This is a genomic window from Mesorhizobium sp. ISC15, assembly GCF_037162615.1.
GTDB lineage: Bacteria > Pseudomonadota > Alphaproteobacteria > Rhizobiales > Rhizobiaceae > Mesorhizobium > Mesorhizobium mediterraneum.
Genome location: NZ_JAVSPX010000001.1, coordinates 6,111,269 through 6,126,383, shown reverse-complemented (window position 1 = coordinate 6,126,383; position 15,115 = coordinate 6,111,269). Strand labels below are relative to the sequence as shown.

Annotated in this window: 13 protein-coding genes, 1 pseudogene and 1 riboswitch; of the genes and pseudogenes, 6 read left to right on the top strand and 8 right to left on the bottom strand. The window is 61.6% G+C overall.

Annotation, left to right across the window (positions count from 1 at the left end):
* Positions 1 to 148: 148 nt before the first annotated feature.
* Positions 149 to 1,660 (top strand): L-piperidine-6-carboxylate dehydrogenase, encoded by a 1,512-nt coding sequence (gene amaB / locus RPG13_RS29610; RefSeq protein ID WP_292220575.1) that lies wholly within the window; start codon positions 149 to 151, stop codon positions 1,658 to 1,660.
* Positions 1,661 to 1,711: 51 nt separating this feature from the next.
* Here the strand turns inward: amaB and RPG13_RS29605 are convergent.
* A pseudogene (locus RPG13_RS29605) lies at positions 1,712 to 2,581 on the bottom strand (hypothetical protein).
* Positions 2,582 to 3,101: 520 nt separating this feature from the next.
* On the opposite strand from RPG13_RS29605, the gene RPG13_RS29600 reads away from it, so the two are divergent.
* On the top strand, positions 3,102 to 4,217 hold the full coding sequence (locus RPG13_RS29600; RefSeq protein WP_292500870.1) for an AI-2E family transporter: 1,116 nt from the start codon (positions 3,102 to 3,104) through the stop codon (positions 4,215 to 4,217).
* Here RPG13_RS29600 and RPG13_RS29595 read toward each other — a convergent pair.
* The 5 genes from RPG13_RS29595 to RPG13_RS29575 all read right to left on the bottom strand — a co-directional run bounded on the left by RPG13_RS29595 (position 4,187) and on the right by RPG13_RS29575 (position 9,930).
* Positions 4,187 to 5,896, bottom strand: a complete 1,710-nt coding sequence (locus RPG13_RS29595) for an ABC transporter ATP-binding protein (protein WP_292500873.1) — start codon at positions 5,894 to 5,896, stop codon at positions 4,187 to 4,189. The genes RPG13_RS29600 and RPG13_RS29595 overlap by 31 nt on opposite strands.
* Before the next feature lie 176 nt (positions 5,897 to 6,072).
* Positions 6,073 to 7,368: an LLM class flavin-dependent oxidoreductase gene (locus RPG13_RS29590; protein WP_292500875.1), complete on the bottom strand. Its 1,296-nt coding sequence runs from the start codon at positions 7,366 to 7,368 to the stop codon at positions 6,073 to 6,075.
* Positions 7,365 to 8,378: an ABC transporter substrate-binding protein gene (locus RPG13_RS29585; RefSeq protein ID WP_337126657.1), complete on the bottom strand. Its 1,014-nt coding sequence runs from the start codon at positions 8,376 to 8,378 to the stop codon at positions 7,365 to 7,367. Before RPG13_RS29585 ends, RPG13_RS29590 begins: the two co-directional genes overlap by 4 nt.
* Positions 8,375 to 9,133 (bottom strand): ABC transporter ATP-binding protein, encoded by a 759-nt coding sequence (locus RPG13_RS29580; protein WP_337126656.1) that lies wholly within the window; start codon positions 9,131 to 9,133, stop codon positions 8,375 to 8,377. The genes RPG13_RS29585 and RPG13_RS29580 overlap by 4 nt, the downstream gene beginning before the upstream one ends.
* Positions 9,130 to 9,930, bottom strand: a complete 801-nt coding sequence (locus RPG13_RS29575) for an ABC transporter permease (RefSeq protein WP_337126655.1) — start codon at positions 9,928 to 9,930, stop codon at positions 9,130 to 9,132. Before RPG13_RS29575 ends, RPG13_RS29580 begins: the two co-directional genes overlap by 4 nt.
* Before the next feature lie 120 nt (positions 9,931 to 10,050).
* A riboswitch (TPP riboswitch) is annotated at positions 10,051 to 10,163 on the bottom strand.
* Between RPG13_RS29575 and RPG13_RS29570 the strand changes: the two genes are divergently transcribed.
* The 4 genes from RPG13_RS29570 (at position 10,158) to RPG13_RS29555 (ending at position 12,288) form a co-directional block, all read left to right on the top strand.
* Positions 10,158 to 10,355, top strand: coding sequence for a hypothetical protein (locus RPG13_RS29570; protein WP_292672031.1), 198 nt, complete (start codon positions 10,158 to 10,160; stop codon positions 10,353 to 10,355). It overlaps the preceding riboswitch by 6 nt.
* 94 nt (positions 10,356 to 10,449) lie before the next feature.
* Entirely contained in the window at positions 10,450 to 11,226 is a 777-nt protein-coding gene (locus tag RPG13_RS29565) for a sulfite exporter TauE/SafE family protein (protein WP_292712204.1), read from the top strand.
* Positions 11,227 to 11,374: 148 nt separating this feature from the next.
* Positions 11,375 to 11,884 (top strand): superoxide dismutase family protein, encoded by a 510-nt coding sequence (locus tag RPG13_RS29560; protein WP_292712206.1) that lies wholly within the window; start codon positions 11,375 to 11,377, stop codon positions 11,882 to 11,884.
* Positions 11,885 to 12,084: 200 nt separating this feature from the next.
* A complete protein-coding gene (locus tag RPG13_RS29555; protein ID WP_337126654.1) occupies positions 12,085 to 12,288 on the top strand; it encodes a hypothetical protein in 204 nt (67 codons plus the stop codon).
* Positions 12,289 to 12,448: 160 nt separating this feature from the next.
* On the opposite strand, the gene RPG13_RS29550 is transcribed toward RPG13_RS29555, so the two are convergent.
* Together RPG13_RS29550 and RPG13_RS29545 are read right to left on the bottom strand one after the other, a co-directional pair.
* Positions 12,449 to 14,371 carry a CHASE2 domain-containing protein gene (locus tag RPG13_RS29550; RefSeq protein ID WP_337126653.1) on the bottom strand — a complete coding sequence of 641 codons (1,923 nt, stop codon included), beginning with the start codon at positions 14,369 to 14,371 and terminating at the stop codon, positions 12,449 to 12,451.
* 15 nt (positions 14,372 to 14,386) lie between these two features.
* Positions 14,387 to 15,097 carry a FecR domain-containing protein gene (locus tag RPG13_RS29545; protein ID WP_337126652.1) on the bottom strand — a complete coding sequence of 237 codons (711 nt, stop codon included), beginning with the start codon at positions 15,095 to 15,097 and terminating at the stop codon, positions 14,387 to 14,389.
* Between the last annotated feature and the right edge of the window lie 18 nt (positions 15,098 to 15,115).

Here is a 15,115-nt window from a genome sequence, read left to right as displayed (position 1 = left end):
GCTTAGACCATGCCGGGGTGGAGATTTTTCCCTGAAACGAGTAATGCCACGCCTTGACAGCGCCTGATGTGCCGATCGGCACAGGGACGGCATGGCACAAGGCTTTAACCGACGCCACATGAGCGACGGCATCTGAAAGGGACAGAGAATGACGATTGCGAAGGAAACAGCCGGGCTACTGGCGAAACTGGGTGTTGCCGAGGCCGCGCTTTCGGGCGGTGATCTAATCGTGCGCAGCCCGGTCACGGGCGAGCAGATTGCCGCGCTGAAGACGATCTCGCCGGCCGATGCGGCAAAGACCATCGACAAGGCCCATATGGCCTTCCAGGCGTGGCGCCTGGTGCCGGGGCCGAAGCGCGGCGAGCTGGTGCGGCTGCTCGGCGAGGAACTGCGCTCACATAAGGCCGAGCTTGGCCGGCTGGTGTCGATCGAGGTCGGCAAGATCCCGTCCGAAGGGCTCGGCGAAGTGCAGGAGATGATCGACATCTGCGATTTCGCCGTCGGCCTCTCCCGGCAATTGTACGGCCTGACCATCGCCACCGAGCGGCCCGGCCATCGCATGATGGAAACCTGGCATCCGCTGGGTGTCGTCGGCGTCATCTCCGCTTTCAATTTCCCGGTCGCGGTGTGGTCGTGGAACGCGGCACTGGCGCTGGTCTGCGGCGACGCGGTGGTGTGGAAGCCGTCGGAAAAGACGCCGCTGACGGCGCTCGCCTGCGAGGCGATCTTCAAGCGTGCGGCAGAACGTTTCGGCGATGCTCCGGAAGGCCTGACGTCGGTGCTGATCGGCGACCGCGCCGTCGGCGAAATCCTGGTCGATCATCCCAAGGTGCCGCTGGTTTCGGCCACCGGCTCGACCCGCATGGGCAGGGATGTCGGTCCGCGGCTGGCGAAGCGCTTTGCCCGCGCCGTGCTGGAGCTCGGCGGCAACAATGCCGGCATCGTCTGCCCGACGGCCGATCTCGACATGGCCTTGCGCGCCATCGCCTTCGGCGCCATGGGCACGGCCGGCCAGCGCTGCACGACGCTACGGCGCCTGTTCGTGCATGACAGCGTCTATGATGCCTTGGTTCCGCGCCTGAAGAAGGCCTATGAAAGCGTCTCGGTCGGCAATCCGCTGGAGACATCAGCGCTGGTCGGACCGTTGATCGACAAGGCAGCATATGATGCCATGCAGAAGGCATTGCAGGAGGCGGCTTCGCACGGCGGCAAGGTGACCGGCGGCACGCGGGTGGAGAACGGCCATCCCGACGCCTATTACGTGCATCCGGCGCTGGTCGAGATGCCCAAGCAGGTCTCACCGGTTACCGAAGAAACCTTCGCGCCAATCCTCTATGTGATGAAATATTCGGACTTCGACGCCGTGCTCGACGAGCACAATGCAGTCGGCGCGGGGCTGTCGTCGTCGATCTTCACCCGCGACTTGCAGGAATCCGAGCGCTTCCTCGGCGTCGACGGGTCCGACTGCGGTATCGCCAACGTCAATATTGGCACATCGGGGGCCGAGATCGGTGGTGCCTTCGGTGGCGAGAAGGAGACCGGCGGCGGCCGTGAATCCGGCTCCGATGCCTGGAAGGCCTATATGCGGCGCGCCACCAACACGGTGAACTATTCCAAGGCGCTGCCGCTGGCCCAAGGCGTATCCTTCGACATCGACTGAGAACTCCGATCGTGGCGGTCGCAATGGCCGCCACGATCGCCATGTTGCTCTCTATTCCGGGGTTCCTGGATTGTGAAAGCAATTCTGGAAGGCCGCATCGATGATCGCGAGCTTCACGGCCTGTGCGGTCATGTATTCCTGATAGAAATGGTTCGACACCCACATGACCGAATGGCCCCGCTGACCCAGCCAGCCGATGCTGCCGAGGTTTTCGGCGTCGCGCAATTTGCGTGAAAGATGGGTGCGGGAAAGCTTGAGCCAGTTTGCGAAGTCTCCGATCGAGACAATGCCGGTCGGAATTCGGTCGAGGCCGGCATGGTCGGGATCGACGCCGGACATCAGCCAATCCATGACGACGCCGCCATTGTTAAGTCAGGTGAACAGGGAAAGGTTCTGTTTCGGCTCGCGCACGGCGTGGGACGAAAGCAGGCCATCCGCCACCAGCGGCTGCAATCTGGCAAGCGCGTCCGGTCTCGCGGCGAATGTGGTCAGTCGACTTCCGCCGTCGAGACTGTCCAGCGTTCTCAGATGGGCAAAGACCCATCCGGCGAGCGTTTCCAGAGTGGTCGCAGCCGGCTGCAGGGGGCGGACCCTTCTGTCTCTATTCGTCGACAGATCACGAATGAAATTGTAGTGCAGCATCTCCTTTATGAAAGCGTCGGCGGTGTTGCGGCTGGCCACCGAACAGCGGTGTATCATGTCGATGAAACGTGTGGTCGTCAGTCCGGTGCGATCGTCATGTGGTTGCCGTCTGAAGTGCAAGGCAAGACCGATGTGAGCCATCAGCCAGCGCTGCTGCGTAGCGAACACGGAAGCGAGCCGCGGGTTGGCTTCGTAGGTCTGGAGCAGCATCTGCGACTGAGCCCGAACAGACCGATGAAATGCCGGACGGCAGGCAATATCTTCCAAGTTTAGCGCCATCCTCGCCGAGCCCAATCAAGCCTTCCAATGGCGAACACCGATCACGGCTTCAGCCTTCACGGCTATGTCCAGAGGCTGGCGGATAACTGCCATATAGCGCAAAAAGTTGCCAACCGTTATGGCTGTCACGCTAAAACTGATACGCGGGCCGTGAGCACTTTTAATCGGCGCTGGTGGCTCTATGCAGCGGCTGACGTGGCCCACAGTATGTCGTTGAAACGTCACCTGTGCCGACCCATATACCGATTGCGTCGGATGTTTTCCTCCCATTGCGTCCGGCGCGTTCCCCTCTGGAGGTTTTAAACCTTCATGCTTGGCCGGACTTTTACAGTCCGGCCTTTTTTCTATTGGTCCTGTGAAGCCAGCGCGCACGGGCGCCCAATCAGCATAATGAGCTCGAAGAGCGAGAAAATGGCCGGGCCATTTTCGTCACACTCGACAGCGACGTAGGTGCGGCAACGGAAGCTGCCATTTTGTCAGGAAATCCACTAGGCTCGGCTGGTTTGCGAGACGGCGAGAGATGCCCGACCTGAAACAAATGCCCGATATGAAACAGATGAGATTGCTCGGCATCGTATCTGCGACGGCGATCGGTCTGTATGTCTGCTATCTCTTGGCGTTGCCTTTTTTGCCCGCATTGACCTGGGCGCTGGTGTTGGCAATCATCCTGTATCCGGCTCATCGGCGGGTCGGGGAAAGGCTCAGGAATCAAAACCTGGCTGCACTGGTATCGGTGAGCGTCGCGGCGGTTGCCGTCGGCCTGCCGCTCATCTTCGTTGCACAGCAGCTTGTTCGCGAGGCGGTAAACGGCGCTACCTACCTAGAGGAGGTCATCCGGGGTTGGAACGCAGATGCCTTCATGTCGGACTATCCCAGGCTTTCGGCCATTGCCCAGTGGATTGAGAATCAACTCGATCCGGCCGGCACGGTCGCCGCATTTGTGCAATGGCTGACGGGACAAAGCACATCGCTGTTGCGCGGCTCGATCAATCAGGCCGTGATGTTCGTGCTGACATTCTATCTGCTGTTCTATTTTCTGCGGGACCGCGAACCCGCTCTGCGCGGGATCGAGGGTCTCTCGCCCCTGCGCGCGCCGGAGACGGCATACATGCTGTCCCGCCTTGCCGAGACGGTACATGCGATCCTGATAGGCACAGTGCTTATCGCCGCTGTGCAGGGAACGCTGGGCGGCCTGATGTTCTGGTGGCTCGGCCTGCCCACGCCGGTCTTCTGGGGCCTGGTAATGGGACTTCTCGCCATCGTGCCAGTGCTCGGCGCATTCGTGATCTGGGTGCCGGCAGCGATCTATCTCGCGCTGGAAGGAGCATGGGCGAGCGCGGCGTTACTGACCATCTGGGGTGGCGTCATCGTCGCCGGCATCGACAATCTGCTCTATCCGATGCTTGTCGGGAGCCGGCTGCGGCTCCACACGGTGGTGACCTTTATCGGCGCGGTCGGTGGCATTGTCCTCTTTGGAGCATCCGGGCTCGTCCTCGGCCCTGCGGTGATCGCGGTCACCATCAGCCTCATTGACATCCTCAAGAAACGATTGAACGACCAACCCGAGGCGGAACCGGGGCCAAGGCGCGACACAAAGCCATCACGTCAGTCCGGAGCCGCGCCCAGCCGTGAGTAGGCACCGCCACGCGCGACCAGTTCATCATGCGGACCTTGTTCGACGATGCCCGTTTCGGCGACCACCACGATGCGATCGGCATTGCGGATCGTCGCCAGCCGATGCGCGATCACCAGTGTCGTTCGGCCCTGCGCAAGCTCTGCCAGCGACTGCTGGATCTCCCGCTCGGTCTGCGTGTCGAGTGCCGACGTCGCCTCGTCCAGGATGAGGATTGTCGGGTTTTTCAGGAACATACGCGCGATCGCCAGGCGCTGCTTCTGACCGCCCGACAGTTTTACGCCACGCTCGCCAATGATCGTATCGAGGCCTTCCGGCAGGGAAGCGATGAGTTCGTGGAGGCGCGCGCGGCGCGCGGCCTCGACGATCTCGCTTTCGACCGCGTCCAGCCGGCCATAGGCGATGTTCTCGCGGATCGTGCCGCCAAACAGGAACACGTCCTGCTGCACGATGCCGATCTGGCCGCGCAACGAGGCCAGCGTCATGTCGCGGATATCCAAACCGTCGATTGTGATGGCGCCGCTGTCGACCTCGTAAAAACGCGGCAGTAGTGAGCACAGGGTCGTCTTGCCGGCGCCTGACGGCCCGACGAAGGCGATGGTCTGTCCTGCTGTTATGTCAAGATCGATGTTCTTCAAAACCGGCCGTTCGCCGCTATAGCCGAAGGTGACATCCCGGTAGCTGATGTCACCTTTGAGCGTCGGTGCATCAACTGCGCCAGGCCGATCCGCAATGTCAGGCTCAGTATCGAGGAGAGCCGCATAGCGGCGAAATCCGGCGATGCCTTTCGGATAGGTTTCGATCACCGAATTGATCTTGTCGATCGGCCGGAAGAACACATTGACCAGGAGCAGGAAGCCAACGAAGCCGCCACTGGAAAGTTCGCCACGCAGCACGAGGTAGCTTCCGGCGATCATTACCACCAGTTGGATCAACCGCATGCTCATGTAGCTCAGCGACGTGCTGGCGGCCATGATGCGATAAGCATCGAGCTTGGTCTTGCGGTAGCTGGCGTTGTCGCGCGCGAAAAGATTGCGTTCGTGGTCCTCATTGGCGAACGCCTGCACCACCCGCATGCCGCCGACATTCTCCTCGATGCGAACATTGAAATCGCCGACCCGCCCGTAAAGCGCCTGCCAGTTGCGCGTCATGCGCGCGCCATAGCGGCTTGTCACCCAGGCGACCAGCGGCACAATTGCCGCTGTGATCAATGCAAGCTGCGGATTGACCAGGAACATCAGTGCGAAGGCGCCGAGGAAGGTCATGATCGCGATGAACAGGTCTTCGGGACCATGATGGGCGACCTCGCCGATTTCCTCCAGGTCCTTGGTGACGCGGGCGATGAGGTGGCCGGTCTTGTGGTTGTCATAGAAGCGGAACGAGAGCTTCTGCAGGTGATCGAAGCTCTTCCGACGCATCTCGGTCTCGATGTTGATGCCGAGCATATGACCCCAGTAAACCACGACCGCCATCAGTCCGGTGTTCAGCACATAGATGGCAAGCAGGCCGGCCGACGCAGCAAGGATCAGCAGCAATTGCTGCGTCGGCAGCAGGTCGTCCACGAACACCTTGACTGCCATCGGGAACCCAAGTTCCAGCATGCCAGACAGAACCGCACAGCAGAAATCCAGGATGAACAGACCCTTCCAGGGGCGGTAGTAGGAGAAAAATCTACGAAGCATTGGGACGCTTTTTCTGTTCGAAGGTCTGGATTGCCAGGAGCATGCCTGTGCGAGGGTGTCAATTCCGGCATGCTCGAAAGGGCGGGACGGTGATGACCTGTCCGCGCAGCAAAGCAGCGCCTGGCGGCTTACGGCGCTCTGATCGGACGAACGGGATTGGATCTGGACTCTGGACCCTAAAGCGTCGGAAGACCGTATCGCTGGCGAAGAGTGCGCCCGGCGCCGAAAACATCCGAACGCTCCAGCAAAGGCATTACCTCGTCGACGAAGCTTTGCAGGTCGGCGGGCATGACGGGCGCCATGACATTGAAGCCGTCGGCCGCTCGGCCCGCGAACCATTGCTGCATCGTGTCGGCGATGTCGCGGCCATTTCCGACGGCGAGCAGATGACCGCGGCCAGCTGCGAGGCGCATGAGCAACTGGCCTAGTGTCAGCCTGTCCCGCCTTGCGATTCCGACCAGCACGCCGACCCGGCTCTGGCTGGACTGGTTCGGCCGTGCGCTCGACAGGGGCGGTAGCGGCGCGTCGAGCTCGGCATCGGCTAGATCCTCGCCGAGGAATTCGCCGAGCTTGGCAAGGACATGGCCGGTCACGGTAAAGCCATTCAGCGCGGCCAGCCGCTCTTCGGCTGCTTGCCTGGTATGAGCGACGATCGGAACGATTCCCGGAAAGACCAGGACCGTGTCTGGATCGCGCCCGACGGCGGCCGCTCGTGATTTGATGTCGCGATAGAAGTCCTGCGCTTCCGTCAGCGTCGCCTGGACGGTGAACACGATGTCGGCGTAACGGGCGGCGAAGGCGCGGCCAGCTTCCGACGAGCCGGCCTGCGCCAGGAGCGGCCGACCTTGGGGCGATCGCGGCACGTTGAGCGGGCCCGCGGTGCGCACGAACGGACCGGCGTGATCGACGGGCCGGACCTTGTCAGGATCGAAGTATCGCCCGGCGGCCTTGTCCGGCGTCCGCGCATCGGGAGCCCAACTTTGCCAGAGCGCTATGGCTGCGTCGACCACGTCGGCTGCGCGGGCATAGCGCTCGTCATGCTCCGGCATGGCGTCCAGTCCGAAGTTACGGGCCTCGAGCACGTTGGACGAGGTGACGATGTTCCAGCCCGCACGGCCTTTGCTGATGTGGTCGAGAGAGGCGAAGCGCCGGGCGAGGTGGAAAGGGTGATCGAAGCTGGTCGATGCAGTCCCGATCAGTCCGATCCTGCTGGTGACGGCAGCGATCGCCGATAGGATCAGCAGCGGATCCATCGCGTCGGAAAGATGCCGATCGGCACCACCCTGCAAGGCCAGCACATCGCCGAGGAACAGAGCGTCGAAATCGGCAGCCTCCGCGCGCCGGGCGATATCGACCCAGTAGGCCAGGCTGGTCGAGGCAAGCGGGTCGCTTTCGGGCATGCGCCAACCGGCCTCGTGACTGCCGAGGCCGAAGATCACGGCATTGAGATGCATGCGCCGCGGCGGGCTCATTTTTGGTCGGCCAGATAGGCGTTGCTGTAATAGGCCGCGAAATCGGGTCGTTCGCTGACCGGGTTTCCATCGCCGTCGCGCAGGATTTCGGCCTTGAACAGGTAGTCGCCGATAGCCTCCATCTTTGCGGGATCGATCGTGCCGATCGCCCCGGCGGGGCTTTGTAGATAGTGGCCGTCGACCAGCGCCTTCAGTGATGCCTCGATCAACGGACGGTTGGTCAGCACGTCGCTGTTTGCTCCGATCAGCATGTCAGCCGCTTCTTTCGGATGTTCGACGGCGAACGCGTAGCCGCGCCTAGTCGCGGCGATGAACGCGGTTGCCGTGTCCTTGTTTTTCTCGAGGTAGGCGCGGCTCGAGCCAATGAAATTGGTGTGTTGGTCGGGCACGCCGAAATCCGCGTAGCGGAAGGCGCGCTGGGCCTTGCCGTCAAGCTCCGCTTTGATCCCCTCCCAAGTGTAGACTTCGAGCGTAAAATCGACTGCGCCATTGGCCAAGGCCTCATAGGCAGAGGTGCCCAGCGTCACCGTTTCGAATTTGCCCTCGCCTCCGTCATGACGGATGATGGTGCCGATCAGCGCATTCTCCCAGGCGCTGCCGAAACCACCATAGGTCAGGCCGTCCAGGTCCCTGGGGGATTGTATATCGGCGCGGTCCGCATTGAAGGCCAGCCTGCCGGTTTCCGTCTGCATGATGGCGTAGGTGGCGACGAGGTCGGCGCCGGCCGTGCGTTGGGTGAACAATCCTATGGATCCCAGTATACCGAAATCGGCCACGCGGTTGGCGATCAGCGTACCGGCCGCAGTGTCGACGTAGGGCAGGATCTGCACGTCGAGCCCGGCCTCAGCGTAGAAGCCTTTCGCCCGGGCGACATAGAGTCCGACATGGTTTGTGTTCGGCGTCCAGTCGAGAGCGACGGTGACAGTCTGCTGGGCGAAGACGGGCGTGACGGGTCCGAGCCCGGCGATTAATGCGACAGCGATGAAGAGGCGTCTGGAAAGCATGGTCATGTCCTTTGGGCGAGCTGTGGATCGAGAAGGGTATCGAGGATGTCGGCTTCGATGGCGGTGGCTTCCGCCGAGGCAAGACCTTTGCGCGGGTGCGGAAGAGGTATGGCGATTTCGCGCAGCACGCGGGCAGGGCGGCCGCTCAACACATAAATGCGATCGGACAGGAAGACCGCCTCGCGGACATCGTGGGTGATCAGCACGACGGTCCAGCGGTGCCGGTCCCACATCGTCTGAAGCCAGCGCTGCATGCCGGTGCGCGTGAGGGCGTCGAGTGCGCCGAACGGTTCGTCGAGCAACAGCATGGCGCGGTCCTGCACGACGGTGCGCAGCAGCGCAGCGCGCTGGCGCATTCCGCCCGAGAGCTGTGCGGGATACTTATGCTCGAAGCCGGCAAGGCCGAATTCCCCGAAGAGCGGTGCTACTTTGCTGCGGGCCGCCTTGCGGGACATGCCCTGCACTTCAAGACCGAGCGCGGTGTTGTCGATAACCGTGCGCCAAGGCATCAGGGCATCGCGCTGCGGCATGAAGGCAAACGGTCGTCGCGCTTCGGCCAGTGGCCGGCCGTCGAAGTCGACATCGCCGCCGTAGTCATCGAGATCGCCCGTCAGCAACCTGAAGATCGTGGATTTGCCGGCTCCGGAGGGGCCGAGGATTGAAACGAATTCGCCCGGCTCGACGTGCAGGGTGATGCCGGCAAGCACGTCGATATCGCCAAGACTCTTGCTGACTTGGCGCAGTTCCAGCCGCCTGCTCATGGTTTTCGTGCGGCATCGAGCCGCTCCCATGGCATGGCGGCGCGCTGGATCAGCACCGTGGCGGCAAACAGGGCCAGCGTGAGCAAGGCGCTGACCAGCACCGCCGCGAGCACGAGATCGGGCCGGAAATTGTTCTTGGCGTTGAGCATGTAGATGCCGAGCCCTTTGGCCGCGCCGGCATATTCCGCGAAGATGGCGCCGACCACGGCATAGGTGATCGAGATGCGCAGCCCGGCGAAGAAATAGGGCAGCGAGGAGGGCAGGCGGGCCAGCAGGAAAATGCGCATGCGGGAAGCGCCCATCGAACTCAGAAGCGCCGAGATGTCCCGATCCGTCGATTCATAACCCTGCACCAGCGCGACCAGCATGGGAAAGAAGGTCACGAGCGCGACCAGCATGATCTTCGGCGTCAGCCCGAAGCCGAACCAAAGAACGACCAGGGGGGCGATCGCCACCAGCGGCAGGGTCTGGCTGATGACGAACACCGGGAACAGGGCGAGGCGCAGCGGCTTGAAGAAGTCGATCAGCACCGAAAGGATGAAGGCAACGGCCAGCGAGCACGCGAAACCCGCCAATGTGGCGCTGATCGTCGGCACGGTGTTGTCGAACAGCGCCTGGCGCTGCAGGATGGCCTGGAAGAGGACTCGTGACGGCGCGGGCAACGTCGTGGGCGAGATGCCCGAGATGCGCGCATAGAGCTCCCAAACCAAAACCAGCGTGCCGACCGACAACAAGGCCGGTCCGACCTTGGCGAACAAGGCTGCGATTCGCGGCGCGGCGGAGAAAGGCTGGGACATGCGAGACCTCTGGCGCGAAAGATCAGCGCGGGGTCGGGCCGTTGGCCGAGACCTTGAGGTTATGGCCATCGAGCGGGCCGACGAAATCGCCGGACATCGGAAAAAGAAAGATCTGTGCGCCAGAAAACATCGCCCGCCTCGCTCCGCTGGTATTATCCAGATCAGCTCTAGGGTTTACGGGCTTGCAGCCCATCTCTCAGCCCCGACGATACGGAGCACCCCTGTGGATGGCGGCAATTAAACAGATAAAGGGTGGAGCTGCAAGCCTGCGTCCGGCCAGTGAAACCTCACGTCAGAGGAGGTTGCGGTTCCAGCAGGGACATTTGAGCAAAACAGAAACCGGCATCCTGTCGGGATTGGGAAAGGCGTCGGTCGAGCGGATCGTTTTCCGTTCGTCGTCACCATTATCGATGCCACGCGTTTGATGAATTGTGGAAGCGTGTAGATATAATTGCATACGTTGTAGGCAGCGGGTTTCTCTATCGCCAATTGTGACCCCGCGCCTTATCGGAGAGTCAAATGCAAGAATTCATTCTTTTTGCGATTGTGGGGTTTGTAGCCCAAGCTGTGGACGGGGCTCTCGGCATGGCCTACGGCGTGGTTTCCTCGACTACACTATTGGGGTTTGGCGTGTCTCCTGCTCACGCTTCGGCGTCAGTTCACGCAGCTGAACTGTTTACCACCGCGGCCTCAGGTTCGGCTCACCTCTATCACCGCAACATTGACTGGAAGCTTTTCTGGCGGCTGATGCCATTTGGCGTGCTCGGCGGCGTTCTCGGCGCTTTTGTTCTCACCTCGTTCGAGGGAGCCATCATGAAACCATATGTGACCACATACCTTGCGCTTGTCGGAGCTTGGCTCCTGTTCCGTTCATTCCGGCGGATCCCAAGCAATCCGGTCCCTGCAGGCGTGGTACCTCCCCTTGGGCTTGGTGGCGGATTTCTCGATGCCGCAGGGGGCGGCGGATGGGGACCCATCGTAACGACGGGCCTTCTCGGTTTTGGCGGCACGCCCCGCTACGTTATTGGTACGGTCAATGCCAGCGAGTTCCTCATCACGTTGTCGGTGTCTCTGACCTTCTTGTTTGCGTTACTAACGGGCCATTGGGAGGAGGCAGGAGAGCTAACGGAAAATCTACTCTCCGTTGCCGGCTTGATCGTTGGCGGCGTAGTCGCAGCGCCGATGGCCGGATTGGTAGTGAAAACAATCGCAGAAAAGACGCTTCTCAGACTCGTTGGCGTTGTCATCATGCTGCTGGCAGGTTGGCAAACCGCGGAACTCTTCGAATTGGTGTAAACCAACGTCGTGAAATTTCACTTATACACGGAGACTATCGAGTTCTACGCATCACCCGCTTCTCTGGCGGCCGTGCCGGAGACATTCCCAAATGGAACGAAGAGGCCCCGTTGTTGTTTGGGGTCCTTGTACAACCGGAGGCCAACTGATGAAAAATTTGCTTGCAACAACAGGATTGGCGCTGGCGGTCGCGATGCCTGCAGCGGCTCAGGACACCGCGACCGCGAAAGCCGAATTCGTCAACATGGCTGGCGAGAAGAACGGAACGGCCACGCTGACCGAGACAGCGCAGGGTGTGCTGATAGCGTTGGACGTAACAGGACTGCCGGCGGGTGAATGGGTCGCGTTCCATGTTCATGAAACCGGAAAGTGCGACCATCAGACCGGCCATGACTCGGCCGGTGGGCACTTCAATCCGACGAGTGCCCAACATGGATATCTCACTGGAAAAGGCCCGCACGCGGGCGACATGCCAAATCAGCGAGTCGGCGCCGACGGCGTTTTGCGTGCCCAGGCTTTCAACAGCATGGTCAAACTGGACGGTGGAGAAACGGCAATACGAGGCAAGGCATTGATGATCCACGGCGGACAGGATGACTACAAAAGCCAGCCTGCCGGTGATGCCGGAAATCGTCAGGCCTGCGCCGTGATCGAATGAGAAACCCAGCGATGAGTAGAGATCCGTCCGACGTATGATCTGAACGGCTCTTCAGCCTCAGCGGCGAGGTAGTGGTCCATGGTCGGAGCCTGTGGCATGACGACAAGCCAGACGATAAGCTCGTGCGCCTGCCGAGGAATTGACGACAGCCGAAGGCCGAAGTTCGGTCCTTGGTTTTTTGCGACTGCCGGATGATTGCCATGAACGATACTTCTCCTATGGGCTTGTCCTCCACGGGTCTTGCCCAGTCAGCCATTTCCGCCCGCGGCCTGGTCAAAACGTTCGGCAAACTGCGCGCCGTCGATGGTGTCGATCTGGATGTGCCGCGCGGCATGATTTTCGCCATCCTGGGCCCGAACGGCGCCGATCAATCGCACCGGTTTTCGTGGCACCGGGTAAGATAATCGCGGCTCTGAACATCGCTGCCCCGGAAAACCGGGTGCCGGAAGAACGCATTAGCGAACTGGGCGACATGGTAGCCCAGGCGGCCCATCGGATTTCCGCCGCCCTTGGCTTTCGCTCGCCGGCTGCCAATGAGGTAGCGAGTTGAGCCGGTGCCAAACATCATACGACTTCCTCGGCAGATCGCGACGAGGGGTATATCTCCGGAACGGTGAAAATCGACACCTCGCCCTTGAAGCCTTGCAGTTCAAACACACCCGCCTGCACAACCGGCATTGATGCTCCCTGCGCAAATCCGGGACCAAGCACCAGAGGGATCCTCAGCTTTTTGGTCGTTGACTCGAGCCGTGCCGCGCGGTTCACCGGCGAGCCGATCGCGGTGTAGTCGAAGCGCCGTTCGGAGCCGAAATTCCCTACGGAGCAGATGCCAGTCTCGATGGCGACGCCGATTTCGATGGAGGGATGCCCGCGCCCGGCGAAACCGGCATTTTCGCGCTTCACCCGTTCGATCAGGGCAAGCCCCGCCTCGAGCGCGCGCTCGCGATGATCTGGCTGATCAAGCGGCGCGTTCCAGAAGGCTAGCACGGCATCGCCCATGAACTTGTCGATCGTCCCGTCGCGCTTGAGTATCTCATCGGTCGCAAGGCCGAGAAAGTGATTGACCACCTTTCCGATTTCTTGGGCACCGAGTTGTTCGCTCATCGTCGTGAAGCCGCGTATGTCACTCAGCAGGATTGTGATCTCGCGCTTCTCTCCGGACAGGATCGCTTCGGTGTCCGAATTTGCGAGGCGCTGCACCACGGAGGGCGACAGATATTGGGAAAACTGCCGTGCCAGGGTGGACCGACGCTGCTCGCTGCGCCTGTAGAGGACATAGCCTTCGAAGCCGGCTACGAGGATCGTCGCAAGCGCCGGCTGCAATGGATCATAGAGTGCACCCTGCAGGCTGTATTCGAGAGCGCCGAACGCGAAGGGCGTGGCAGCCAGGAGCGCCAGAGCGAGTGCGCCGAGCGCGACACGCTCGGCGAGCACTCCTGAAAGCCCGATGAAAACGATGCCACTGAGGACCAACCACAGCCGCTCCAGCGTACGCGCTAGCGTTGGCTCTACAAGATAGCGCCCGGCAAGGATCTGGCCGATTGCATCAGCGTGGATGTCCACGCCTGGTCGCGCCGGACGCGTCGGCGTGGGCAGATACTGGGTCAATCCCACGGCCGACAGATCAACAATGGCGATGGCGTTCCGCAGCAGCGGATTGCCGCGGCCCGAAAGGATATCACTGGCAGATATGCGCGGCGTGTTAGTGTCGGTTTCCCAGAGGCGGATGCTGCCCTGCGGCTCGAGTGGCACAATGGACCCGGCCATCCTGAGCGCGTCAAACCCGGCGGCATTCATCCGAGCCACGTAGCCGTTCTCTCCGGCGTAGAGGCGCAGGAGTTCGAGCGCGAAGGACGGCCAGAGTTGCACGCCTTGAGCCGTATCTCGGAGCCAGAGCAGCGGCACATGGCGTAATACGCCGTCGGGATCCGGCGAAGTGCGAATGACGCCGAGACCTGCAGCGGCGGTCGAGAAATCTGGAAGCGAGCCTGTCAGACCGGTGAAGCCAGGAAGCGTCTCGGGTACTTGCCCGACGATCGACCAACCGGCTTTGGGCTCTGCTTCTGATACGGTCGCCTCATTGCCCAGGCTGACGGCGAGCGCCGTTCGATGTTTCGCCAGTGCGCTCGCGAGGCGCTTGTCTCCGGCGATACCATCAGGAGAGATGTCAGCCTCAGGCAGCACCAGCGCAAGCCCGATCACCGCGGCACCGGACTCGGCGACACCGTCGACCAGATCGGCCAAAAGGCCACGGTTCCAGGGCCATCGCCCATATGCCTTAAGGCTCGCGTCGTCTATCGAGACTATGACAACAGGATTGCTCGTCGCCTCGCGCGGGGCGAGGAACTGGTAGAAGTCATACGTACGCTCGCGCAGGCGCGATAGCGGCCCGTCGAAAGCAAAATGGCAAGCGAGCAGCAAGAGTACGACCGCAAGACCCGGAAGCTTGCGCCGGGCAGCCCGCCGCCAATCAGCCAAGGGGCTCATGCCGGCCGGCCGGGCCTACCGGCAGTCGGGATAGCAGTCATCCTCATCCACCCCGCTGCCTACAGGGGGCGCTGGGCTGTCAGGGAACTCCATGGCCACGCCGGGCAATGCGCCGTCGGTGGACTTGCAGGCCTTGAGCGAGTTGCCGAGTGATGACGCACAAATCGCGTTTACGTCCAGCCCCGGACCCGGTTTGCCTGGGAGGCCGGTGCCGGCTATCCGCTCGATGCTGTCCAATATCGGGAAGGCGTCGATACCGCCGTAGCCGGTCAGCAGTTTGTCATTGTCCGACGTGCAGGCGTGGCCCGGGTTTGTGACCACGAGCTTGCGGCCATTCATCATGCAGGTCATGCGGCCGGCGCGCAGTATGCCGACGGTCTGACCAGCTATCACAAGCACTTCAATGATGCCGCCTCTGGCTCCGAGCACCATGTGTGGCGTCGCAACTCGCATGTCGCCGCCCTTCGAAACCTGACCGCCGTAGAAACGGGCCAGGCCGCTGTTCATCCTGATGTCGATCTTTCCTGATCGGGACCCCGGATTGTAGACGAATTCATCGATCGTCAGGCTGGTGTTCGGACCAATCTTGGCGCTCGACTCGTCCCGGAACACGAGCATTCCGAGACCGGTGACATTGCTACGCAGGTGGTCGCCGAGTTCGACGCCAGCGCCGACGTTCATCGCCTCGCCGTCATTACGGATGATGTTGGTCTGGTAGGCCGTCATGGACCCGACCGTTTCAGC

Excerpts from the sequence above, each read along its gene's own strand:
- amaB (WP_292220575.1), top strand. The coding sequence starts at position 149 with ATGACGATTGCGAAGGAAACAGCCGGGCTACTGGCGAAACTGGGTGTT.
- RPG13_RS29600 (WP_292500870.1), top strand. The coding sequence starts at position 3,102 with ATGCCCGACCTGAAACAAATGCCCGATATGAAACAGATGAGATTGCTC.
- RPG13_RS29595 (WP_292500873.1), bottom strand. The coding sequence starts at position 5,896 with ATGCTTCGTAGATTTTTCTCCTACTACCGCCCCTGGAAGGGTCTGTTC.
- RPG13_RS29590 (WP_292500875.1), bottom strand. The coding sequence starts at position 7,368 with ATGAGCCCGCCGCGGCGCATGCATCTCAATGCCGTGATCTTCGGCCTC.
- RPG13_RS29585 (WP_337126657.1), bottom strand. The coding sequence starts at position 8,378 with ATGACCATGCTTTCCAGACGCCTCTTCATCGCTGTCGCATTAATCGCC.
- RPG13_RS29580 (WP_337126656.1), bottom strand. The coding sequence starts at position 9,133 with ATGAGCAGGCGGCTGGAACTGCGCCAAGTCAGCAAGAGTCTTGGCGAT.
- RPG13_RS29575 (WP_337126655.1), bottom strand. The coding sequence starts at position 9,930 with ATGTCCCAGCCTTTCTCCGCCGCGCCGCGAATCGCAGCCTTGTTCGCC.
- RPG13_RS29570 (WP_292672031.1), top strand. The coding sequence starts at position 10,158 with ATGGCGGCAATTAAACAGATAAAGGGTGGAGCTGCAAGCCTGCGTCCG.
- RPG13_RS29565 (WP_292712204.1), top strand. The coding sequence starts at position 10,450 with ATGCAAGAATTCATTCTTTTTGCGATTGTGGGGTTTGTAGCCCAAGCT.
- RPG13_RS29560 (WP_292712206.1), top strand. The coding sequence starts at position 11,375 with ATGAAAAATTTGCTTGCAACAACAGGATTGGCGCTGGCGGTCGCGATG.
- RPG13_RS29555 (WP_337126654.1), top strand. The coding sequence starts at position 12,085 with ATGAACGATACTTCTCCTATGGGCTTGTCCTCCACGGGTCTTGCCCAG.
- RPG13_RS29550 (WP_337126653.1), bottom strand. The coding sequence starts at position 14,371 with ATGAGCCCCTTGGCTGATTGGCGGCGGGCTGCCCGGCGCAAGCTTCCG.
- RPG13_RS29545 (WP_337126652.1), bottom strand. The coding sequence starts at position 15,097 with ATGACGGCCTACCAGACCAACATCATCCGTAATGACGGCGAGGCGATG.